This window comes from Rhodoflexus sp. (genome assembly GCF_053489755.1).
In genome coordinates this window covers 91,064-113,666 of the sequence record NZ_JBRCHD010000016.1, presented here as the reverse complement: position 1 = coordinate 113,666, position 22,603 = coordinate 91,064, and the positions used below count along the sequence as shown (strand labels likewise).

Genomic DNA, 22,603 nt, shown 5'->3' with positions numbered 1-22,603 from the left:
ATTTTTTTCAGGCAGATAAATTGACTTTTTCAAAGGTCGTTTATCTGCCTAATTTTTTGATAATCAGGCTGTCGAAGCTCCTGACATACTTGTTAAAACATTGTTTTTCGGACAAGCCTTAAGTTTTTTAACGGAGGATATTATTTTTTGTTGTTTTGTGATTTAAAAAAAAATGGTTCATTTGCGAAAGACACATTCTTGTAACCAATAACCAAGTAATGATGAAGCGATTGTTACAACTGAGCTTTGTATGGATGATTGCAATGCTCCTCGCAAGTGCCGCATGGGCACAGACCAGAACAGTATCCGGAAGGGTTACTTCTTCTGAAGACGGTTCGCCACTTCCCGGTGTTACCGTACAGTTAAAAGGTACCAACACAGGTACGCAGACAGATGTCGATGGCAAGTTCAGTCTCTCTGCCCCTGAGAATGGTATTTTAGTATTTCGTTTTGTGGGTTTGAAAACCCTCGAAGTTGCTGTCGGCAATCGTTCTTCCATTGATGTGAAAATGGAGACCGATGAAAAAGTACTCTCAGAGGTAGTTGTCACCGGTTACAGCGCGTTGGAAAAGCGCGAGATTACGGGTTCTATCTCATCTATTAAAGGAGACGTGATCCAGAACTTGCCGATGCAGAGTTTTGACCGCGCTTTGCAAGGTCGTGCGGCGGGTGTATTGGTGCAGGCTGCCAACGGTGTTCCCGGTGGTGCTGTGCAGGTACGCATCCGTGGCGTAGGTTCTATCTCAGCAGGTAATGAACCTTTGTACATTGTAGACGGTGTGGTAATGAACAATGCCAGCACCACAAACTTCTCCAGCTCAAACCCGCTGGCATTCCTAAACCCAAACGATATTGAATCTATCGAGGTATTGAAAGATGCCGCTGCTGCATCTATCTACGGTGCACAGGCGGGTAACGGTGTGGTTTTGGTTACTACTAAAAAAGGTCGTGCCGGCAAGACAGAGTTCAATCTGAACTATTTCTACGGTAGCGTTGAGCCTATTCGCTACATGAATGTACTGAACAGCCAGCAGTGGATTCAGGTGCGTACAGAAGCTATCCGCAATCAGAACCCTTCACTGACAGAAGCGCAGGCGCGTGCTTCTGCTTTGACAGGTATTCGTTTGCCCGGTAACCTGACTCCGGAGCAAATTGCTGCATTGCCCACTTATGACTGGCAACGTGCCGCTTATCGCCAAGGTGTTATTAACAACATCGAACTTTCTGCTCGCGGTGGCAACGATAAGACAACTTTTGCACTATCCGGTTCTTACAACCAGCAGGATGCAAACGTGATCGCTGTTGATTTCAAACGTGCAACAGGTCGTTTGGCTGTACAGCATCAGGTAAACAACAAACTGCGTTTTGAGACATCCGTCAACCTAAGTAATATCACACAGGGTGGTCCCTTCGGTAACCCCGATGGTGGTGCTTTCTTAGGTTCTCCTTCGTTCTCTTCTCCATTGATTATCCCTACTAACCCAATCTTCAACGAAGACGGCTCATTCTTTGGTACCCCTGCAACAGGAGGTCTGGCAGGTATTCTGAACCAGAATGTTATCATGAATGCAAAGTTCAACACAATTAAGAGTGTTATCCGTCAGGTAGTAGGCAATGCAAAGGCTGTTTGGAATCCGTTCAAAGAAGTTACTATAAGTAGTTTCTATGGTTTGGATTACCGTGAGATCAAAGGTGAATACTATGCTGACCCACGTACGGCTGATGGTTTTGGCGTAAGAGGTCGTCTGACCAGCGAAAGCGAGTACAATGCTACTTTCACTGCCAACCCAATCATCATCAACTTTGCAAAAAACCTTGGATCTGATCACAAGATTAACACTACGCTTGCTACAGAGTATGTACAAGAGGTATTTGAAGGGCTGACCCAGCAGATTACTACCTTCCCTACTTCGCAGTTCCGTACACCTAACACAGGCGCTACTCCTGTAGCTATCGGTGGTTTCTGGACAAGCTACCAGCGTGGTGGTGTTGTAGGCAGCACACAATATGGCTTCAAAAACCGCTACTTTATCAACGCAGTTGTTCGTCGCGATGGTTCATCTCGTTTCGGAAATCAAAATCGTTTCGGTACATTCGGTTCAGTTTCTGCAGCATGGTTGATTACAGAAGAAGCCTTCCTAAAAGATCGGGTTGAGTGGATTGATGAGATTAAACTGCGTGGTAGCTATGGTTCTACAGGTAACTCACAAATTGGCAACTTCGATTCCCGCGGTCTGTTTGGTGGTGGTTTCAACTACGGCAACGACGCTGGCATTGCGCCTACCAGTTTGAACAACCCAACACTGCGTTGGGAGCGTCAAATCAACTCTGAAGTAGGTTTAGATCTGGCATTCTTCAACCGCCGTATTACTTCGACTATTGGCTATTTTAACAAAGAAAGCCGCGACTTGTTGTTGAACCAGCCTGTACCTTGGACGAGTGGCTTCGGCAGCATCACAAGCAACGTAGGTCGTTTGTACAACCGCGGTGTTGAATTTGAATTGAACACTGTAAACGTAGATGCGGGCGGTTTCAAGTGGGTAACCTCATTTAATATTACCAAGTTAGAGAACAAAGTAACTCGTCTGACCGGTGCAGATACTGTATTGCCCGGTAACCCTAGTGTTCGTATCGGTCATCCGATTGGCGCTAACTTCACCTCTCAGTATGCCGGTGTAAACCCTGCTACAGGTCGTCCGATGTGGTTTGATGCAAATAACAACTTGACTTATCTGCCATTGAACCCTGTAGACTTCCGCGTATTGGGTGCTAACCTTGCAACCTTGTTTGGTGGCTTTAATAATTCATTCTCTTACAAAGGTTTGGAGCTGACAGTTTTCTTCCAGTATGAGTATGGCCGTAAAGCATTTAATAATCAAACAGGTTTCCTAATGGAAAACGGTGGTCGTATATTCAACTCATTGGTTGATATTTACGAGCGCCGGTGGACAACTCCGGGACAAATCACCGACGTACCTCGTCCAATTAATGGCAACGCAGAGGTGCGTGGTGCAAGCCATCTGTCGGGTTCTCGTACACTGGAAGATGCGTCTTACATCCGTCTGAAGCAATTGACATTGGCTTACAATCTTCCGCAAGGTCTGATACAAAAGGCAAAGATTAGTCGTGCCCGTGTGTATGCGCAGGTTATTAACCTGTTGACATTTACTAAATGGACTGGTTTTGACCCTGAATTTGTCAATCTGGGTGCCGGTAACAATGGTGTTATTCCTCAGGCTCGTAACTATACTTTCGGTGTTGAAATTGGCTTCTAATCCTTAAAATGACGAAAAACTATGAAGAAGATTTCATTAGCTGTAAAAGCATTGGCGCTGGCGGGAACTCTGTTTTTCGCTTCTTGCAGCAACTTCCTGAACGTAGATCCGCGTCAGTCAATTGACTCTTCTACAGCTCTTAATAATCAAGAAGCGCTGGAGGCTGCAGTTTCGGGTATATACGACCGTTTGCAACAGCTTCGTATGTACGGCCGCGACTTTGTTGCTTTGCCTGAAGCTCTTTCCGATAACGGGCGCGCAACCAACAAATCAGGTCGCTTATTTCCTGAGTTTTTGAATCAGCCTAACGCACATTTTGGTGCAGGTACTTGGCAGCTATCCTATTTTGCTATCAATCAGATTAACCTGATTCTGGATAATGCACCACGTGTAAACATGCCTGTCAATACGCGCAATAATATCGAAGGTCAGGCACATTTCCTGCGTGCTTTGATTTATCATAACTTGATGCGCGTATATGCTTACGATCCGGGTGCAATTATAGCACAAAATAATCGCGGAGGTGTTCCCTTAGCACTGACTCCTATTTTGAGCTCCGATCAGATCGAAAAGTTATCTCGTGCATCCATTGATGAAGTATATGCACAAATCTACAAAGATTTGGATGAGGCTATCGTTAAACTGGCTACTACACCTAACAGCCGTGCACCTTTTTATGCAACTCGTGCCGCTGCTGAAGCCTTATATAGTCGTGTAGCCTTGTACCGCCGCGACTATGCAAATGTGGTACGCTTTGCAGATGCTGCATTGAGTAGAAACGTAGGAACATTCGTAACAACTGCACAGTATGTGAGTAGCTGGAGATCGCTGATCCACCCAGAGTCTATTTTCGAGTTGCAGTATGTAACTAACGAGAATCTTGGTGTAAACGAAGCACTCCAAACTACTTACACTACACTGTTAGCTGTTGGCGATCGTACACGTACAGGTGGCTTCGGCGATTTGGTTCCTACTGCTCAATTGCTGAGCTTGATGGAATCGGAAGGCAACGACGTACGTCGTCAGTTGTACGAGTTGGGTACTACAGGTCGTGGGCCTGCCGAAATCGAGTGTACGAAGTTTATGGGCAAAGGTGGTCAGCCTAACTTAGACCATATCCCTGTTATCCGTATTTCTGAGGTATTCTTGAACCGTGCTGAAGCTCATGCAATGCAAGGAAATGATGCATTGGCCTTGGCTGACTTAAACCGTATTCGTACACGTGCGGGGCTGCCAGCAGTAACTTTGTCTGGGCCGGCGTTGCTGGAAGAAATCCTGAAACAGCGTCGTATCGAGTTAGCCTTTGAGGGTGATCGTTGGTTTACGCTGAAGCGTCTGGGCCGCGATATTGTAAAGGCTGCTCCTGCACAGACTGTGCCTTTCATTGATTTTCGCATACTGGCTCCAATTCCGGTACGTGAAATACAGGCGAATCCTAATTTGCAACAAAACTTTGGCTATTAATCCATTAACCTGACTTTTTTAGGGTCGGTTGTATGCGCCTTGTGTACTACCGACCTTGAATGAAAGTGAGTTATTTCAAAACGTAAAGACCATGAAAAAGATATTTAACCTGTTTTTGTTCGTAGGCATTGCCCTTGTTGCAAGCTCTTGCTTTGAAGATAATCGTGTAGTTTGGAGAGGTGCTGTAGTCGAGTTTGACCAAGCTGTTACCATTACTCCTGCGCTGGGCGTAAGATATCCGATTATTAACACTACTCGTGGCGCTACTATTCGCACGCGTATCAATCTGGTAGGTGCGCAGCGTCCGAACGATGAGGTAGTTACTGTATCTGTAGATCCTGTGAGCACAGGCCGCGAAGGTACGCATTTCAATATGCGCAATGGCGGACGTGTTACTATCCCAGCAAACAGTAGCTTTGGTTTCTTAGAAGTAGATGTGCTGAATCCTGCACCTGCTCCGGGAACAAACGTTGTGTTTGTATTTAATCTGGAAGGTAACGAAAATCTCAAACCAAGCGAAAACTACCGCCGTATCGGTTTCCGTCTGAATCTGTAGCTATACCATTATGAATTGCACAATGGATAAATCGAGGCTATTAAAAAAGGCTGAATTTAGCACAGACTTTAGTCTGTAGATATTTGATTATCAAGTGATTAACAAATCACAGAATAAATCTGTGCTATTTTTTGGACACCTTCTCAATATCGGTAGTATAATCATTGCCCCTCTTTTTCCATTGCTCCATTGAGAACTTGACAAATTACTTGCATAGCTCCTATAGAGCAGGAAAAAGGGGGACAGGGTTAATTTTAATGCTACCCATATGCAATCCCTACGAAATAAAAACTGCAATAAAAAACCCGACAGCTTGTAAGATCTGTCGGGTTTTTTATATGAGCATCCAATTACTTTTTGAAAACTAACAGCGGTGTTTTCGTATCGAAGGCAACAGTCTGGCTGATGCTTGGGTTAAATATTTTATCGAACCACGAGCGCTTGTGTGTAAACATTACTAAAAGCGAGGGCTTCTCTTCTGCTATATACTGCTCGATACCTGCTATAATGTCGTTATCATATTCGGTCTGAACCAATGTGATGTGTATTTTACTGTAATCAAACTTGGAGGTGAGTAGGTTAAGCGTTTTTTCTTTGTCGAACTTAGTAATATCTACCAGCTGCGGATAGACAGGATAGACGTGGAAAATATCAATCAGGGCGTCAAATGGTTTGGCAAAATCTATAATACGTTCCAGTTCATCGCCAAAATCTGTTAGATCTGAAGCATAGCCGATTTTGGTAATGCTGTTGATAGGTGTATCTACAGGTACTGCAAGTAAAGGTATGTCTACATTCGTAATGAGATTTGCCGTATTACTGCCAAAGAATACTTTTTTCAGCCCGCTTGCCCCCTGCGTCCCCATGATGATCATGTCTGCCTTATGTTTTTCGATAACTATGTGGATCATATGTTTAAAAGCACCGTATTCCACATCTATGGCATACTGCTCGGGGTTAGCCGTAATACCTGTGTTTGCATATGCTTTTGCTACTTGAGCACGCAGCTCTTCTGTGTTCTCTTCGATGTCGCTTTTCACTAATTCGTGGTACAGGTGTACAGGTGCTGTTTCAGGAACAATAGTATCTGTCGCTTTGAAGAAGACCAAGTGGCTGCCAGTGATGCCGGCAAAGCGAATAGCATATTGCATAGCTTTGAGCGCATTATCAGAAAAATCGGTAGGTACGAGAATGGTTTTCATAAATCTGTTGGTAGATTGTAAGGTTTAGCAATATATAAGACATAGATCTGACAAACAATGTCTTAAGGCATCTTTTGCAAAAAAAATACAACTATTTGGTTTGGTGCAGGCATACGAGTAGGCTGCGAGCGCCGTGCGCACCTACTACAAGCGATTGCTCAATGTCTGCCGTCCGCGATGGCCCAGATATAAAGATGCCAAATCCACTGTCAATGCTCCTGATGTTTGCGTAGGCTTCGTGCATATTGCCGACTAAGCGATCGGCGGGAAGCACGATGACCAAGTGCTGTGTAATAAAGGGAAGCGCTCTGTGTCCCATTTGGGCTTCTGTTAGCCAGATCGCGCCGTTTTCTGCCACGCCAAACAGGCCTTCAACAATTGCAAGATCTACTCCTGCAAGCTCAGCAGGATGTTGTATGTCTGCGATAGCAACATTACCTGTAACAGACGGATGGACGCTGCAAATAGTGGCGGCATTCGGGTAGCATTCGCTGATAGCTTTTTGCAGGGATTCTGCCGAGTCGGTAAAGGCAACAGTTGCGCTGATGCTTCTCAGCATGTCTGTAAATTGTTGCCGCAGCGCTGTTATCGTCGCATCAGCGGCAGAGAATGGAGGGATACAAGGAGTTGTAACCGGATCGGGTTTGTTTTTTCGGATGGCTGCGAGGATATGCTCGCGGCTGTTGCTGTTTGTTTTCATATGCTGTTGATGGGGTGTAATAGATAATAGAAACACCCTGCTACAAAATGCAGCAGGGTGTTTGGAACATAAACCTATTAAAACAACTTAAAACCTTTATAGATAAAACAACGTGTATCATAAATTGGTTGCAATCGCCTCTCACTTTTGCTTGATACGAAACTCCAAATCGTGCATATCGCTGTAAATTTTCTCAGCTTCCTTAAGAATATCACCAACTACGCGCTGACCGTCGGCCTTAGCGCTGTTGATCGGTTCGTCTTTCTTTTCTGCCAGCGCCTCTCTGAGTTCTTTGAGGGCATCCAGATACTTATCCAAACGATAACTTAGTCTGTCGCGTAAATTGACTCCTTTATCCGGGGCGAAAAGCATACCTGCTACAAATCCTGTTGCTGCACCGACTATGAAACCCAGAAGTGTTCTTCCTGCTTTGCTCATGACTATTGAAGTATTGTTATTTTCAAATATACGAAAAATCCGGCTTATTTGTTGTCAATCAGTCCGCGTCCACTTTTACGAATTTTGCCCATGCGCTGCAAGTCGGTCGCAATGGTATTGAGTAAACCATTAACGAAGAAATAGCTCTTTGGAGTACTGTATAGTTTCGAAATTTCGATGAATTCGTTAATTGTTACCTTGATGGGAATGCTTGGGAAGTGAATCATCTCGCTGATAGCTAAGTTGAGAATCGCTTTATCTAATGCGGTAATGCGGTCAATGTCCCAGTTTTGGGTGCGTTCGGCTATTGTCTTTTGTGCCAGTTCGGCCTCTTCTACTCCTTTGGCGAAGAGTTCGATCAGATATTCCCTGTCGTCTGCCCAGTTGGGCGAAAGCTCTTGCAAAGGTATCTGTTCGCCTGCGGGTGTTTCGGCTATGCGCTTAATTGTTTTGATAGCCATACTCTTAATAACAGGCATATTGTCTGCCCAGCCAATGTCGCTTTCCTCAAAATAGGTAACAACAGCATCGTTGCTAAGTAAAAACTGCTTGACAAGGCTGAGTACGATTTCCAGTTCATCTTTATCGGATACCTCCGGCAGGTTGCGGTATTGCTGGTAAAACTCTTCTTTGAGCATTAATTTGTACCACTCGCGAACCTGCTCGCTGTCCCATGCGATATTGCGGCGCAGCGCTTCGTCTTTTAGCGCCCGATGCTCAGCCAGTTTAGCGAGGATAGGATTTTTGGATAGCTTGAATGTGTATTCGGCAACTGTTACCTGTGTAAATTTCCTGTTCAGGTGATCCTGTTGTTCTTTTTTTGCCTGAGCGCGCATTTCTACGAGCAGCAGTAAAAACTTGAGGTAGTTATCGAATATCTTTTCGGTTTCCCGAACCAGCGAACGGCTCAGGTTGTCGTAGTCTTTTTTGAGTGCTTGATGATAAAATTTAATTGCTTCGGAGACTGATTGCTCTATCTTGGGGCTAACAGGCTTGTCCAATCGCAACACTTTGTTGAGATATTGTTCTTTAAAGAGTTCCTGTGCCTGATCTCTTTCTGCTGCCAGTTTGACAGGATCTTGCACTTCCATCGAATTTAGATCCGGCAGGAAATCAGATGCAATTTTATCTAAAGCAAGTTCATAGTCCGATTGTTGGCATTGCTGGTAAGCATATAGGCTTTGTACAGCTTTAGCACGAAGTAGTCGCCGATTGAGCATATAAAAATGTTAAACCGCCTTACACAGGCATAAAGCGGCGCAAATGTACGAAAAAAGGGAAGCGTGTGAGCTATTGAGCGGCCCATTTTTTTGCTTCTGCAAGCGTATCGAATACTTCGATGGCGTATTTGGCTTGGCTGTTGTCCATCAGAAATAATTCAAGCGAAATATTGGCAAAAAGGTCTGTGGTTGAGATAATCGCCATTTTTTTCAAACCAGCTTCATTCATTTGTGGTGTCCACTCAGAAACCAGCCAATCAATGATCTCATTCCATGGGCCAACAATACTTGAGTGGTCTGCGACAAGCGAGCGAATACCTTTTGTGCGTACTACTTCTGCAATTTTGCCGTAGCCGGTAATTAACTCGTCCATGAGCAGGAAGCCGCGCCATTTATAGTAAAGTTGTTGCAGGGATATATCAGGCTCAAGAAACATATATACATATCCGCCCTCATTTTTGAGTTCCAGAACAGAACCGTCTTCAGGCGCTTGAGATAATAATGTATGATCCATTGACTTGTTGAGTAGGAATAAAAATCAACACAAATAACGTAATTCGATCAGCAATTAACAAACTGTCAATTAAAAACCTCTGCAAATTGAAATTTGTTACCATCAAATAAGCCTAAGTCGCTCATCTTAAGCGCCGGAATCACTAACAGCGCCATAAAACTCAGCGTCATAAAAGGTGCTGCCAGTGGTGTTCCCAATTTTTTGGCAAAGGTATCAATATCCTGATAGGCTTGCGCCACTTGAAAGGCATCTCTGTCTGACATTAGCCCTGCTATAGGGAGCGGCAGCAACTGCACCTCTGTGCTGCTGCACGCCGAAATACCTCCCTGCGCTTCAATAATTGCATTAATAGCTTTGCAGAGGAAGACATCGTGTGTGCCAACGGCTACTATATTATGCGAATCATGAGCAACTGAGGAAGCTATGGCACCCGCTTGCAGTCCAAAACCACGGATAAAACCAATGGCAGGAGGGCTGTCCCGATAACGGTTCATCACCACAATTTTCAACAGATCTCTTGCAGGGTCGGCTATGGCAAAGCCATCCTGAACGTTAGCAGGCACAATCTCCTCGCGGGTAATCAGTTGTCCATCGAGCGCAACAATAGCGCGAACTTTATCAGATGTTGCCTTGATCTGAAGCGATTTTTCGCTCACAGGTCGGCAACTGAATCGGTTAATGGCAGCTGCTGCAGGTGCTTTGATAAAAGATTTGCCGTTTTCGGCTACCAACTCTCCGTTGATCCATGTTTGAAGCACCTTGAACTGCTGTAGATCTTCTACCAGAATACAATCTGCGGGGTCGCCGAGGCGAAGCTGTCCTACTTCCAGTCCATAGTGTCGGATGGGGTTGAGGCAGGCGGCCTGTAGTACCTTAAACACATCTACGCCTAAGGCAACGGCGCGAGCTGCCAATTGGTTGATGTGTCCCTCCAGCAAGCTGTCGGGGTGTTTGTCGTCTGAACAGAACATGATTTGCTGCCAGTGCTCGTGGAGCAAGGGGGCAAGCGCATGAAAGTTTCTGGCCGCGCTGCCTTCTCTGATGATGATCTTCATGCCGGCGGCTAATTTGTCTAGGGCTTCTTCGGCGGTAAAACACTCATGATCGGTGCTTATGCCTGCGGCTGCATATTGCCGCGCTTGCTCGCCGCGCAGTCCGGGTGCGTGTCCATCAATCGGTTTGCCAAGTTGGCGGGCGATACTGATTTTAGCAGCTACCCCCGCATCGCGATGTAAAACCCCTGGCCAGTTCATCATCTCGGCAAGATATTTGAGATGATCTACCTGAAAAAGTTCCCTGACCTGTTCCGGACCAATTGTATCGCCTGCTGTTTCAAAAGCAGTGGCAGGCACACACGAGGGTACGCCAAAGCAAAATTTGAAAGGAACGCTATTGCCATTGCGTATCATATAGCGCACTCCTGCTATGCCTGCTACGTTAGCTATTTCATGTGGATCGGAGACGGTAGCTACTGTGCCGTGCAACACTGCCAACCGGGCAAATTGTGCAGGTACAAGCATCGAACTTTCAACGTGTACATGCGCATCAATAAAGCCGGGCAACAAAAAATACTTACAAGGTAAGTCAGTCGGATGAATGGCATTAATTTTACCCTTGCTGATTTGCACTTCTGCGGGAAAAATGCGCCGCTCTGCAATATTTACTACATTTGCGCGTATGCTAATAAGATGATTCATAACCCTTTGATATGAGAAAAGCCATTTATTTCATGCTGTTTTGCATACTGACGATGGGATTTACTTCCTGTCTGCATGCGCCTAATACCGGTTGGACACCTCGCAAGTCTAAGCCAATCCGTACCGGGAAGCCCACCGAATATACAAAAGTGAACAAACGCATTCGAATGTGGTAATGAAAAAGGGGATATTCTTCCGTTATTTTTCGGCAGGCAAATTTTTGCTGCTGCTGAGCATTGTAGGTATGATGAGTTGCTACCATGCGCCACGCACTGCGTGGACTCCTGTAAAACCTAAAAGAATCAAGCCTGATGTTTACCCGCGTTAACTACTTTCGTTGGCTGATGATGGGCTTGCTGGTAGTAGCAACGCTTTTTTCAGGCTGTGTTTCGGGCAAAAAAGGCAAAAAGGTAAAAAGAGGTAAGCCAATTCCCTGCCCCGTCAAAGATTGTTAACTATTTTGTCAGGCTCATAGCTACCCGAAAGCCGAAAAACGGCCCTATATCGTTGGGCATATTACTGATGCGAATGGCAATGCGGTTATCTTCGGCATAGTTGATCCACGAGCCGCTGCGCATGACGCGCATAGAGCCTTTGGGTGGTCCCTGAGGGTCTTTTTCAGGACTTTTGGAATAATAATCGCTGTCGAACCAGTCTTGTACCCACTCCCACACGTTGCCGCTCATGTCGTATAGCCCGAGTTCGTTAGCAGACTTTTCACCTACAGGCTGTGCGCGTTTGTTGGAATTTTTATCGAACCAGCCAACCTCTTCCAATTGGTTAGAACCTGCAAAGCGTGTTTTTCGCGTTTTAATCCCCCCGCGTGCTGCAAATTCCCATTCGGCTTCGGTTGGCAAGCGGTAGGGTTGCCCTGTTCTTTGTACCAGCCACTTGCAGTAGGCGTTGGCATCGTTCCAACTGACATTGACAATTGGTGCATTGTCTTGCCAGCCCCATTTGGGAGTTTCGGGCATTGCGCGTCCTGTTTCCTTACAAAATTCGCGGTACTGCGCCACTGTAACTTCGTATTTGCCAATGTAAAAACTACTTACATATACTTTGTGTATAGGTTGCTCTTCCGGTTCTCCGTCTTCGCTACCCATAAGGAAAGCACCGCCTTCTACAAATACTACTTCAGGTGGATTTTTTAGTACAGAAGGTATTTCCTGTTTGCGGGCTGCTGCTGAAATAACGGCTTTCTCCGTACCTTTGAAAGGCGTTTGCGCAGTTGCTGCACTAATAAATAAGCAGAAAAAGCAGGCAAACGATAAGTTTTTTTTCATAGAAATATCTCTCCGACGTAGCAATAGCAATAAACATACCTAACCTAAAAATACTACCTTTGAGGCATGACGGCAAAGATACTTATCCTCGACTTTGGTTCACAATATACGCAGTTGATTGCGCGTCGGGTACGCGAACTGAATGTGTACTGCGAAATTTATCCGTTTAATCACTATCCTACCATAGATGCAACGGTAAAGGGAGTTATCCTTTCCGGAAGTCCCTGCTCGGTGCGCGATGCAGGCGCACCGGATGTTAATTTGGCTGACTTTGGCTCGCTGCCTGTTCTGGGGGTGTGCTACGGTGCGCAGTTGATAGCACAAAAGGCAGGCGGCAACGTACTTCCCTCAACGATCCGAGAATATGGCAGAGCTAATCTGACTTATATCCACGAAGGCGATCCGCTTTTTCGATACCTTTCGCCACAGTCGCAGGTGTGGATGTCGCATGGCGATACTATTGCTGCCCTATCTGATGAGTTTGAGATTACTGCCAGTACGGCTACTGTCAAAGTAGCTGCCTACAGACACAAATCAGCACCTATTTACGGCATCCAGTTCCACCCTGAGGTAACGCATTCGCTGGAGGGCAGGCAACTCTTGCGCAACTTCGTAGTAGATATTTGCCACTGCAAACAGGATTGGACTTCGGAGGCTTTCATAGATAACACTGTATCCGAACTGCGTGCCCAGTTAGGTAACGATAAGGTCGTGCTAGGGCTTTCCGGCGGTGTAGATTCTTCTGTAGCAGCGCAACTGCTTCATCGCGCAATCGGTAGTAACTTGTACTGCATTTTTGTAGATAATGGATTGCTGCGCAAAAATGAGTTTGCCCAAGTGCTGCATTCCTATCAAGACATGGGGCTGAATGTACGCGGGGTAGATGCCAAAGCGCGTTTCTACGATGCACTCAAAGGACTTTCAGACCCTGAGCAGAAGCGAAAAGCGATCGGCAGAGTTTTTATAGAAGTATTTGACCACGAGGCACATAGTATTTCAGATGTAAAATGGCTGGGGCAGGGAACTATTTACCCCGACGTGATCGAGTCGGTATCGGTGAAAGGCCCTTCAGCAACGATTAAAAGCCACCACAACGTAGGCGGCTTACCTGAAACGATGAAGCTCAAAGTAGTTGAGCCATTGCGTCTGCTATTCAAAGATGAGGTGCGTGCGGTAGGCCGCGCGTTGGGTATGCCCGATACGCTGCTGGGTCGCCATCCGTTCCCAGGACCGGGATTGGCTATCCGCATTCTGGGCGAAATTACACCTGAAAAGGTAGCTGTTTTGCAAGAAGTAGATCATATTTTTATCAATGGCTTGCGCGAGCATGAAATCTACGATCAGGTGTGGCAGGCAGGCGCTATCTTGCTACCTATCCAGAGTGTAGGAGTGATGGGCGATGAGCGCACCTATGAGAATGTGGTTGCCCTCCGCGCTGTTACCAGTGTAGATGGTATGACGGCCGACTGGTGCCGACTGCCCTATGAGTTTTTGGCAGAAATCTCTAACCGGATTATCAATCGGGTAAAAGGTGTCAACCGCGTTGTTTACGACATCAGCAGCAAGCCACCTGCAACGATTGAGTGGGAATGATACCATGATGAATCTTACAACAGGTAATACTTCGCTGCGGACTTTGCGAAAAATCATTGCGCCTTTTCCGGTAGAGCCTTTTTTACCGCAAAGAATGCCAAGTTTTACACGGAGAATGTCAGGACACTGAGGTGCAATTCATTTAGTATTATTTGCGCACTTTTTTCCATATGCCGTTGGCTAACAGCACTTTATCTAATACGGCATATGGAATTTTCACTTCCTGCGGACCTGAGGCGTAAGGCGCAACCTGATAAGGCGCAAAATAGATCTTCAGCCCTTGCGAAGTCAATTCAAAATCTTTGAAATTATCAATGTTAGGCTCTAATCCTGCCAAGACCCTCGCAGAGTCTGAACCGATTTCCTCTAAACGACTCAGCAAATCATTTTGGCAGTATTTAGCTATTTGATTGATATAGTCGCTTTCAGGATTAAAAAGATCAGGAAGTTCTAAAAATTTTTTATTGCCTACATCAAAATTGACTTGATGAAAATACTGCATACCATGCGCTCCGCCATAAAAGGAATCAAAAGCAAACTGAATAGCAATAAAATCATCAGTGATGATGCCCGGTTGATAATTGATATAAAGCGAAGTGTTTTTCCCGATATTTGTGTAAGTTGCTGCTGCGGCAGAGTCTAACCAGATTTTCTCCTGATAATCAGGCGGAATCATCTCTTTTTCAAATATTTTCACATTTTCGTCCACCAGATTTTTAACCCATGTATTGAAAATCTGTGCTGCTTCTTCGTTGTGCCAATCGCTGATGACAGGATAATTAATTGACAGGATGTGCCGTACTGTATCCACAACCGAAGTATCTGAACTTCGCATGTAAACCGTAATTAACTCTCGTTCAATACTTTCAGTATCTAATCTAAAGGAAGGTTCTTCATTGTTAGCATTTTTTTTACTACATCCTACCATTAAGCAAATAAAACAGGCAGCCAGAAGGAATGAAATATTTTTTTGCATAGGTTTAGCGTTTTCAATCGGGCAGCTAATATAATAATTGTATCGCATTAGCGGCGGTACATTGCCGATAACTGTTTAATTTCGCCCGAATTGAAGGGATATGATAATGAAGAAATTAGATCTGAAACAGTTTGTGCGCTGCTGTGTATGGTTGCTTTTGTTCCCTCTTGGTGCGCAGGCACAGGCATTAAAGCCTATGAAAACGGGCGAATTACAACTGTCGCTCAAAAAGTTAGGTGTCTTAGGCTCAGTACTCTACATTGCTGCCCACCCCGACGATGAAAACACGCGCCTCATTGCTTATCTAGCTAAACATAGGCACTACGAAACCGCCTACCTCTCGCTTACTAGAGGCGACGGGGGGCAAAACCTCATCGGCAGCGAACAGGGCTATTTGCTCGGCATCATTCGCACGCAGGAGCTGCTCGCTGCACGGCGCATTGACGGAGGCAAACAGTTTTTCAGCACCGCCAACGACTTCGGTTTTTCGCGCAACCCCGTGGAAACCATGCTGTTGTGGGACAGCGCCCGCGTACTGGCAGACATGGTTTGGGTGATTCGCAAGTTCCGCCCCGATGTGCTTATTACGCGCTTCCCAACCGATGGCAGCGGCGGGCACGGACATCATACAGCCTCTGCCCTGCTTGCCGAAGATGCATTCCGCGCCGCAGCAGACCCGAAAATGTTCCCCGAACAACTGCAATATGTGCGCACATGGCAACCCAAACGCCTGCTCTGGAACAAATGGCGCGGCGTGAATGATACGGCTAAAATTGATGAAAGTCAGTTTCTGCCAATGGACGTGGGCACGTACAATCCGCTGCTCGGCGAAAGTTACTACGATATTGCAATGGACAGCCGCAGCCAGCACAAAAGTCAGGGCTTCGGCGCTGCCAAAGAACGCGGTACGCGCATGGAGTACGTCCAGCACATCATGGGCGACCGCGCACAGAAAGATATTTTTGACAACATCAATACAAGCTGGGCACGCATCAAAGGTGGTGAAAAAATCGGCAAGCTGATTGATGAAGCCATCGCAAAATTCAACCCTGAAAACCCTTCAGCGATTGTGCCGACGCTCTTGCAGGCATACCGCCAATTAGACACGTGGAAAGCTGCTAACGACGATGAGCGCTATTGGGTAGCGGTGAAAAAGGAAGAAATCAAAGAGGTTATCCGCGAATGTGCGGGGCTTTGGTTTGAAATAGTGGCGGAGGATTACTCTGCCGTAGCAGGCGACAGTATCCAAACCACAACAACGGTGATCAACCGCAGCCCCCTACCTTTCAAATGGCGCATTTACGATGTAGAATTTGCGCAGGAGTTTGACAAATCTAAGGGTGGAAAAACTAACAAGGATATTGCTCTTGCCAATAATATTCCGCAAATAGTCAAATCTAAACATCGTTTATCGGAAAAATTAGCCATTTCGCAGCCCTACTGGCTCATCAAGCCGCTCAACAAAGGCATGTATCAGGTGGATGACTGGAACTTGGTCGGTTTGCCCGAAACGCCTCCCCAACATACTGTTCTTTTTGGAGTGGAATTAGACGGCGTAATACTCAGCTACCGCATCCCGATGATGTACAAATGGACGCACCGCGTGGACGGCGAACAGTACCGCCCCTTTGAGATTGTGCCGCCCGTTACTGCTAATATCAAAGACAAAGTTTATGTATTTTCCGACCGCAGCCCCAAAGAAGTGCGGCTTGTACTGAAAGCAGGACGCAATCAGGTAAAAGGCAGTGTAGCCTTGCAAATGCCGCAGGGATGGCGCACTGAACCTGCTGCCATAGATTTTTCGCTTGCCGTTAAAAAGGAGGAAAAAACCATCAGTTTCCAACTGTTCCCACCCGAAGGAGGCAGCACCGCAGAAATCGGCGTGCTTATCAACGGGCAGCCGGCGCACAGCTTAGACGAAATCAACTATCCGCATATTCCGATTCAGTTACTTTATCCGAAGGCAGCTGCCAGAGTGGTGAAATTAGATATTCAGACACGGGGCAAAGTCATCGGCTACTACGACGGCGCAGGTGATGAAATTCCTGCCAGTTTGCGCCAAATCGGCTATCAGGTAATCAATCTGACCGATGAAAATTTTGACAACATGAATCTTTCTCAATTTGATGCGATTATTACGGGAGTACGCGCCTACAACGCCCGACCTCGCATCAAATTCCACAGTCCGAAATTATTGGAATATGTAGAAAAAGGAGGCACGCTGATTGTCCAATACAACGTCAATTTTGGCTTGGGAACGCAGCAAATCGGACCTTATCCATTTCGCATCTCCCGCGAGCGTGTAACGTTAGAAGATGCGCCTATCAACTTTGTCAATCCCGACCATCCGCTGCTGAACGCTCCCAATAAAATTACGCAAGACGATTTCAAAGACTGGGTGCAGGAGCGCGGCTTGTACTTCGCCGACCACTGGGATGAGAGGTACGAAACCGTCATCTCTTGCGCCGACCCCGGTTCTGACCAATTAAAAGGCGGCTTGCTTGTTGCCAAATATGGCAAAGGAGCGTTTATTTATACAGGCTACGCTTTCTTCCGACAACTGCCCGCAGGAGTATCAGGCGCGTATCGTTTGTTTACCAACCTTATTTCTTACGGCAAATGAGCAGCGAAGAAGAAAAAGACCGCCTGCCGCCATTTTTCCGCTCTTGGCGGCAAATGTACATCGCGCTGATAGTTTATTGGGCGCTGTTAATCGGGCTAATGTATGCTTTTTCGCTTTGGATGAGATAGCGTAACTAATTTTTGTAAACCAACGCCCTTTATTTGCGTATTATCAACCAACTATCCGAAGTTCATGAAAGTTCTCATCAATGAAACTCAATCGCTGCCACGCTTGAGCGTCAATAAGTTATGGAAAGATTTGCTGGATGCCTTCGATATAGAAAAAGGCATCGTTTATACCTTCTACAACCTGCTGATACGACCACATAAGGCGATTGCAACCTATTTATTTGAAGACCGAAGCCGATTAATTAATCCGTTTAGATTTTTAGTCATTAGCATTACCATCATAACGTTTCTACTGCTAAAAACGCAAGCTTTCAAGGATGCCATTTCGTTGCAAATAGATGATTTTCCTCAGCAGGCTCAGAAAGATAGCGTTGATGATGAGATAGACAATAAGATTATGCAACTTTTCTCTTCAAAATCAAACATGGTAACTTTAATGGTTGAGTTGGTCAATGACACCTTCGGCATTTCTTATTTGCTTTTCATACCAATAGTAGCGCTTGTCTCATACATATCTTTTCCTAAAAACCGACTGTTTTTCGGCGAGCACATAATCGTACATACCTATCTTTCAGGTTTTTGGAACTTTGCCTTGGTTGCATATTTTCCTTTTCTCAAATTATTCCCCGAATCGCTCAATCTAATATTCACCATCTATGCGTTATGTTATTTTTCTAGTCTTTTGTTCGTTTACAAAAGCCTAAGCCAATGGACATGGATTAAAACCGTTATTTACACCCTGCTAACTTTTTCCATCGGCATGATGTTATTTGTCGGCTGCTATATCGTACTGCTTGCGACAAACCTTGTAATCAAGGTTTACAACATTGTCAGCACAACTTAATTCCATTTAGTTTTGCTAACTTGCAGCCTGTTGCAAAACGCTTGGTTTGTTCAAGCCAAATCACGTTATCATAAAAATTTTATCATGAGCGATATACAAAAACTCAAAACGCTTGCCACACAAATCAGGCGCGACATTTTGCGCATGGTGCATGCCGTTCAGTCAGGTCATCCGGGCGGTTCGCTGGGCTGTGTCGAGTATTTTGTCGCCCTCTACGGCTCGGTGATGAAACACAACCCGCGCTTTCAACCTGACGGCATTGGCGAAGACCTCTTCTTTCTCTCTAATGGACATATTTCGCCTGTATGGTATAGTACGCTGGCGCGTTTTGGCTATTTTAAAACCGAAGAGTTGGCTACTTTTCGTAAAATCAACTCTCGGCTGCAAGGGCATCCCGCTACCGAAGAAGGATTGCCCGGCGTTCGCGTAGCTTCCGGCTCGCTGGGTCAGGGACTTTCCGTAGCTGTTGGCGCGGCACAAGCCAAAAAACTCAACAACGACTCGCACTTGGTCTATGTACTGATGGGCGATGGCGAACAACAGGAAGGACAAATCTGGGAAGCTGCTATGTACGCCGCCCACCATAAAGTTGATAATCTAATTGCAACTGTTGATCTGAATGGTCAGCAGATTGACGGCCCTGTTAGCAAAGTAATGGACTTGATAGACTTGGGCGCTAAATACCGCGCCTTTGGCTGGCAGGTAATTGAATGCGCTGAGGGTAACGACTTGGAGCAAGTAATTGCGGCTCTGCAACATGCCAAAACTTTAGCCGGAAAAGGCAAACCGGTGCTCATGCTAATGCACACCGAAATGGGCTATGGAGTAGATTTTATGATGCACTCGCACAGGTGGCACGGTGTAGCGCCTAACGATGAGCAGCTGGCAACCGCGCTGGCACAACTCCCCGAAACAGAGTTTAAAGACTATTGAGAACTTTATTACCGCATAGCGCGTTATTAACCACGTAAACGATACAGCCCAAAAACTGTATTGACTTTCTAAACTTTAAGCATGGAAGGATTAATTATGACCGCCCAGTTAATTCTGGCGATCACCATTATGGTAGGTCTGCACGAATTAGGGCATATGTTGCCGGCCAAGTGGTTCGGCATGCGGGTAGAGAAATTTTCTATCGGATTTCCACCCAAACTTTTTGGATTTAAAAAAGGCGAAACTGAGTACATGGTAGGCGCATTGCCACTGGGAGGTTTCGTTAAGATTTCGGGTATGGTAGATGAATCGCTCGATACTAATAGTTTAGCATCAACACCCCAGCCATGGGAATACCGCTCCAAACCAGCCTATCAGCGACTGATTGTGATGCTCGGAGGCATCACCGTGAATGTGCTGACAGGCATTATCGTATTCATCGGATTGGCTTATTGCTTAGGTGAAAGCTATCTACCTGTAAGCGAGGTAAACAAGCATGGCATCCACGTAAGTAAAATAGCCGAAGAAATCGGGCTGAAAGAAGGCGACAGACTCATCGCGATCAACGGTAAACCCTTAGAGCGCTATGAAGATGCGCGCAACCCGAGTTTCTTTCTGGAGCAAGGCAGCTACTACACTATCCTGCGCGATGGCAAAGAAATGATGATTCCGATTCCTGCCGACCTGATGGACAAACTTGGCGATAAGCAAAACGCATCTTTCATTGAGCCACTCTACCCGTTTGCAATTGGCGAGGTGCAGGCTGATATGCCCGCCGGAAAAGCAGGTTTGCAGCCGGGCGATAAAATCATCGCTGCTAATGGGACACTCGTTGCCTATTTTCAGCATTTGAAAGCCTTTTTGGAAAAAAATAAAGGTGAAGAGGTAGAGCTAACGATCGAGCGCAATGGCGAACAATTGACCAAACGCGTGCAAATCACCCCTGAAGGAACGATCGGCTTTCGCCCGGAATTTCTTTTGCAGGCTGCTACGCGCAAATATAGCTTGGGCGAGTCAGTGGTACGCGGTACAGTCAATGCCTTCGACGTGGTTTTTGTACAGCTGAAAGCCTTTGGCAAAATGTTTCGTGGCGAAATGTCCGTAACCAAATCGCTCAGCGGCCCGATTGGAATTGCCAAAGTGTTTGGCGGTACTTGGGACTGGGTGCGCTTCTGGTCGCTGGTGGGGCTGCTTTCTATGGTACTGGCATTTATGAACCTGCTGCCTATCCCTGCATTAGACGGCGGTCATGCGGTATTCCTGACCTATGAAATAATTTCGGGACGCACTCCTTCACAAGAGTTTCTCGAAGGCGCACAAAAAGTAGGCATGATACTGCTGTTGGGTCTGATGGTATTTGCCTTCGGCAACGACATTTACAAACTGATTTTCAATTAATGAACCCATACTGATTAACGCAAGGAGGCTGTCTAAAAAGGCTGAATGTGGCACAGACTTCAGTCTGCAGCTATTTGATTATCAAGTGATTAACAAATCACAAACTAAAGTCCGTGTTACTTTTTGGACAGCCTCTTTTTTCAGATCGCCGCATGAAAAAACTATGCGCTAAGCTAATACTGAAGTGAATCGGTTGCTTTTGGGAAACAACCCGACAATGCTTCACTCGCAGATCGGGAGATAGTCGCTTAGGCAAGATGCAGTTTTTTCATTTTTGATTTCAGCGTATTCAGGCTGATACCCAATGCTTTGGCAGTATGCGAAAGGTTGTGGCGAAAGTGTTGCAAAGCCCTTTTGATATGCTCCCGTTCCATACTGTCCATATCCCAGCCTGTTGACTGCACCTTGATTTCTGTTTCGTCGAAATCAATTTCGTTAAGCACCATGTCAATAGTGATGCGCGGCTCGTGGCGATAGAATACGTACAAACCGGCAATCAGATTTTGCAGTTGCCTGATATTGCCCGGAAAGTTGCAGCGGATGATAAAATCAACTGCTTCCGGGCTGATAGCAGCCACTATCCGATGGTTGAGCTTATTGGCTTGCTGCTGCCATAGGAAATCGAACAGTTGCCGACGGTCCTTTTCGGGCAGATCTGCCCAGGCGGGCAGGCGAATCGGAGCAGGGTTCAGCCGGTAGTACAGGTCGTCGCGAAAGCGGTTTTGGGCGATCATCTGCGGCAGGTGGCGATGCGTAGCGGCAATGATTCGCACATTGACTTTTTTAGGACGCGTATCGCCAAGCGGCGTAACCAAACCATCTTGCAATACACGCAGCAGCGACTGTTGGAGCAACAGCGAGGCATCGCCGATTTCGTCCAGAAATAACGTACCGCCATTAGCTACTTCAAAATAGCCTGCTCGATTTTCGGCAGCTCCCGTAAAAGCGCCCTTTTTGTACCCGAAGAGTTCGGCGCGGAGTAGTTCGTCGGGCATAGCCGCGCAGTTAATCGCAATAAAGCGCCCTCTGCCCGATATGCTATGGATATAACGCGCAACCTGTTCTTTGCCCGAACCCGAAGGCCCTGTAATCAGCGTAGGAAAGTTGGGCAGCGAAGCTACCTGACGCGCCCGTCGGTAGGCGGCCTGCATCGCATCTGTGATTATGGTCTCCGCCGATCGGCTATCGCCACGGGTGTGTACCAATAGCCCGTATGCCTGTGTAGATTGCTCTTTGGTCAGATCAATTTCCAATATTTCAGGTATTCCGCTTTCGGTAAATTCAGGTTTGCGCATATGGAACAAGCGCGTAAAATCGCGGCAGGAGGTCATGCAGCACAATACCCAAGCCAACTGCATCATCTGATAACCCGAATTGTAGAAGATATTTACTTTGCTGTTGTCGCGAAGAGAGAGCAAAAAAGGCTCGACCTCCCCTTTGATCCGCGCAAGGTCTATCGGATCGGGAATATTCATGTACACAGGTGTGATCCGATGTGCGGGAAAGTCCTTGCTCAGCTTTTGCAAGATCGTGCCCATCTGCGGATCTTCGCGCGGCGAGGCTTTGGTGGAAAGCAGATAGTGCCTGTCGCAGTCGTGTGCAGGCATATAGTACCTGTGCAGCCGCCAAGTCATGCCGCTAACGGCAGGTATATGCGGACGCTCGTTTTCAAAATCGAAACGGTAGTCTAACCATGAAACCAACACATTTTCCATTGCTTATGCTTGCGACTTAATCGCATCTCCAGCTTTTAAATCGG

The 22,603-nt window shown here is 46.2% G+C and carries 21 protein-coding genes; 12 read left to right on the top strand and 9 right to left on the bottom strand.

Features of this window, described 5'->3' with window-relative positions; translation table 11 throughout:
• Window positions 1-221 precede the first annotated feature (221 nt).
• The 3 genes from ACWIP2_RS04450 (at window position 222) to ACWIP2_RS04440 (ending at window position 5,295) form a co-directional block, all read left to right on the top strand.
• Window positions 222-3,275, top strand: coding sequence for a SusC/RagA family TonB-linked outer membrane protein (locus ACWIP2_RS04450; RefSeq protein WP_448518699.1), 3,054 nt, complete (start codon window positions 222-224; stop codon window positions 3,273-3,275).
• Between the two features lie 21 nt (window positions 3,276-3,296).
• Window positions 3,297-4,739, top strand: coding sequence for a RagB/SusD family nutrient uptake outer membrane protein (locus ACWIP2_RS04445; protein WP_448518698.1), 1,443 nt, complete (start codon window positions 3,297-3,299; stop codon window positions 4,737-4,739).
• Between the two features lie 91 nt (window positions 4,740-4,830).
• Complete coding sequence (locus ACWIP2_RS04440; protein ID WP_448518697.1) at window positions 4,831-5,295, top strand: DUF4843 domain-containing protein; 465 nt, start codon at window positions 4,831-4,833, stop codon at window positions 5,293-5,295.
• Between the two features lie 350 nt (window positions 5,296-5,645).
• On the opposite strand, the gene ACWIP2_RS04435 is transcribed toward ACWIP2_RS04440, so the two are convergent.
• From ACWIP2_RS04435 to ade, 6 genes are all read right to left on the bottom strand, one after another.
• Complete coding sequence (locus tag ACWIP2_RS04435) at window positions 5,646-6,497, bottom strand: universal stress protein (protein ID WP_448518696.1); 852 nt, start codon at window positions 6,495-6,497, stop codon at window positions 5,646-5,648.
• A 91-nt stretch (window positions 6,498-6,588) separates the two neighbouring features.
• Window positions 6,589-7,197, bottom strand: coding sequence for a LutC/YkgG family protein (locus ACWIP2_RS04430; protein ID WP_448518695.1), 609 nt, complete (start codon window positions 7,195-7,197; stop codon window positions 6,589-6,591).
• Between the two features lie 141 nt (window positions 7,198-7,338).
• On the bottom strand, window positions 7,339-7,635 hold the full coding sequence (locus ACWIP2_RS04425) for a YtxH domain-containing protein (protein ID WP_448518694.1): 297 nt from the start codon (window positions 7,633-7,635) through the stop codon (window positions 7,339-7,341).
• A gap of 44 nt (window positions 7,636-7,679) precedes the next feature.
• Window positions 7,680-8,855, bottom strand: coding sequence for a transcription antitermination factor NusB (gene nusB, locus ACWIP2_RS04420; RefSeq protein WP_448518693.1), 1,176 nt, complete (start codon window positions 8,853-8,855; stop codon window positions 7,680-7,682).
• Window positions 8,856-8,925: 70 nt separating this feature from the next.
• Complete coding sequence (locus ACWIP2_RS04415; protein WP_448518692.1) at window positions 8,926-9,369, bottom strand: hypothetical protein; 444 nt, start codon at window positions 9,367-9,369, stop codon at window positions 8,926-8,928.
• Window positions 9,370-9,434: 65 nt separating this feature from the next.
• Window positions 9,435-11,066, bottom strand: a complete 1,632-nt coding sequence (gene ade / locus ACWIP2_RS04410; RefSeq protein WP_448518691.1) for an adenine deaminase — start codon at window positions 11,064-11,066, stop codon at window positions 9,435-9,437.
• An 11-nt stretch (window positions 11,067-11,077) separates the two neighbouring features.
• Here ade and ACWIP2_RS04405 point away from each other — a divergent pair, with 11 nt between their 5' ends.
• The 3 genes from ACWIP2_RS04405 to ACWIP2_RS04395 are packed head-to-tail and all read left to right on the top strand — an operon-like array spanning window position 11,078 to window position 11,521.
• Complete coding sequence (locus ACWIP2_RS04405; RefSeq protein ID WP_448518690.1) at window positions 11,078-11,242, top strand: hypothetical protein; 165 nt, start codon at window positions 11,078-11,080, stop codon at window positions 11,240-11,242.
• Window positions 11,242-11,394 (top strand): hypothetical protein, encoded by a 153-nt coding sequence (locus ACWIP2_RS04400; protein WP_448518689.1) that lies wholly within the window; start codon window positions 11,242-11,244, stop codon window positions 11,392-11,394. Before ACWIP2_RS04405 ends, ACWIP2_RS04400 begins: the two co-directional genes overlap by 1 nt.
• On the top strand, window positions 11,378-11,521 hold the full coding sequence (locus ACWIP2_RS04395; protein ID WP_448518688.1) for a hypothetical protein: 144 nt from the start codon (window positions 11,378-11,380) through the stop codon (window positions 11,519-11,521). The genes ACWIP2_RS04400 and ACWIP2_RS04395 overlap by 17 nt, the downstream gene beginning before the upstream one ends.
• Here ACWIP2_RS04395 and ACWIP2_RS04390 read toward each other — a convergent pair whose 3' ends face one another.
• Complete coding sequence (locus tag ACWIP2_RS04390; RefSeq protein WP_448518687.1) at window positions 11,522-12,349, bottom strand: formylglycine-generating enzyme family protein; 828 nt, start codon at window positions 12,347-12,349, stop codon at window positions 11,522-11,524. It lies immediately after the preceding gene.
• Between the two features lie 66 nt (window positions 12,350-12,415).
• On the opposite strand from ACWIP2_RS04390, the gene guaA reads away from it, so the two are divergent.
• The gene (gene guaA / locus ACWIP2_RS04385) at window positions 12,416-13,942 is read left to right on the top strand and encodes a glutamine-hydrolyzing GMP synthase (RefSeq protein ID WP_448518686.1); all 1,527 of its coding nucleotides are present in this window, start codon (window positions 12,416-12,418) and stop codon (window positions 13,940-13,942) included.
• 148 nt (window positions 13,943-14,090) lie between these two features.
• Here the strand turns inward: guaA and ACWIP2_RS04380 are convergent, their stop codons facing one another.
• Complete coding sequence (locus ACWIP2_RS04380) at window positions 14,091-14,777, bottom strand: DUF3298 domain-containing protein (protein ID WP_448518685.1); 687 nt, start codon at window positions 14,775-14,777, stop codon at window positions 14,091-14,093.
• A gap of 247 nt (window positions 14,778-15,024) precedes the next feature.
• On the opposite strand from ACWIP2_RS04380, the gene ACWIP2_RS04375 reads away from it, so the two are divergent.
• The 5 genes from ACWIP2_RS04375 to rseP all read left to right on the top strand — a co-directional run bounded on the left by ACWIP2_RS04375 (window position 15,025) and on the right by rseP (window position 20,844).
• A complete protein-coding gene (locus ACWIP2_RS04375; RefSeq protein ID WP_448518684.1) occupies window positions 15,025-17,541 on the top strand; it encodes a PIG-L family deacetylase in 2,517 nt (838 codons plus the stop codon).
• Window positions 17,538-17,669 (top strand): hypothetical protein, encoded by a 132-nt coding sequence (locus ACWIP2_RS04370; protein WP_448518683.1) that lies wholly within the window; start codon window positions 17,538-17,540, stop codon window positions 17,667-17,669. The genes ACWIP2_RS04375 and ACWIP2_RS04370 overlap by 4 nt, the downstream gene beginning before the upstream one ends.
• A 64-nt stretch (window positions 17,670-17,733) precedes the next feature.
• Window positions 17,734-18,513, top strand: a complete 780-nt coding sequence (locus ACWIP2_RS04365) for a DUF3667 domain-containing protein (protein ID WP_448518682.1) — start codon at window positions 17,734-17,736, stop codon at window positions 18,511-18,513.
• Between the two features lie 84 nt (window positions 18,514-18,597).
• Window positions 18,598-19,446 carry a transketolase gene (locus ACWIP2_RS04360; protein WP_448518681.1) on the top strand — a complete coding sequence of 283 codons (849 nt, stop codon included), beginning with the start codon at window positions 18,598-18,600 and terminating at the stop codon, window positions 19,444-19,446.
• A gap of 81 nt (window positions 19,447-19,527) precedes the next feature.
• Window positions 19,528-20,844, top strand: coding sequence for an RIP metalloprotease RseP (gene rseP / locus ACWIP2_RS04355; protein WP_448518680.1), 1,317 nt, complete (start codon window positions 19,528-19,530; stop codon window positions 20,842-20,844).
• A 248-nt stretch (window positions 20,845-21,092) separates the two neighbouring features.
• Here rseP and ACWIP2_RS04350 read toward each other — a convergent pair whose 3' ends face one another.
• Window positions 21,093-22,559, bottom strand: a complete 1,467-nt coding sequence (locus tag ACWIP2_RS04350) for a sigma 54-interacting transcriptional regulator (protein WP_448518679.1) — start codon at window positions 22,557-22,559, stop codon at window positions 21,093-21,095.
• Window positions 22,560-22,603: the final 44 nt, after the last annotated feature.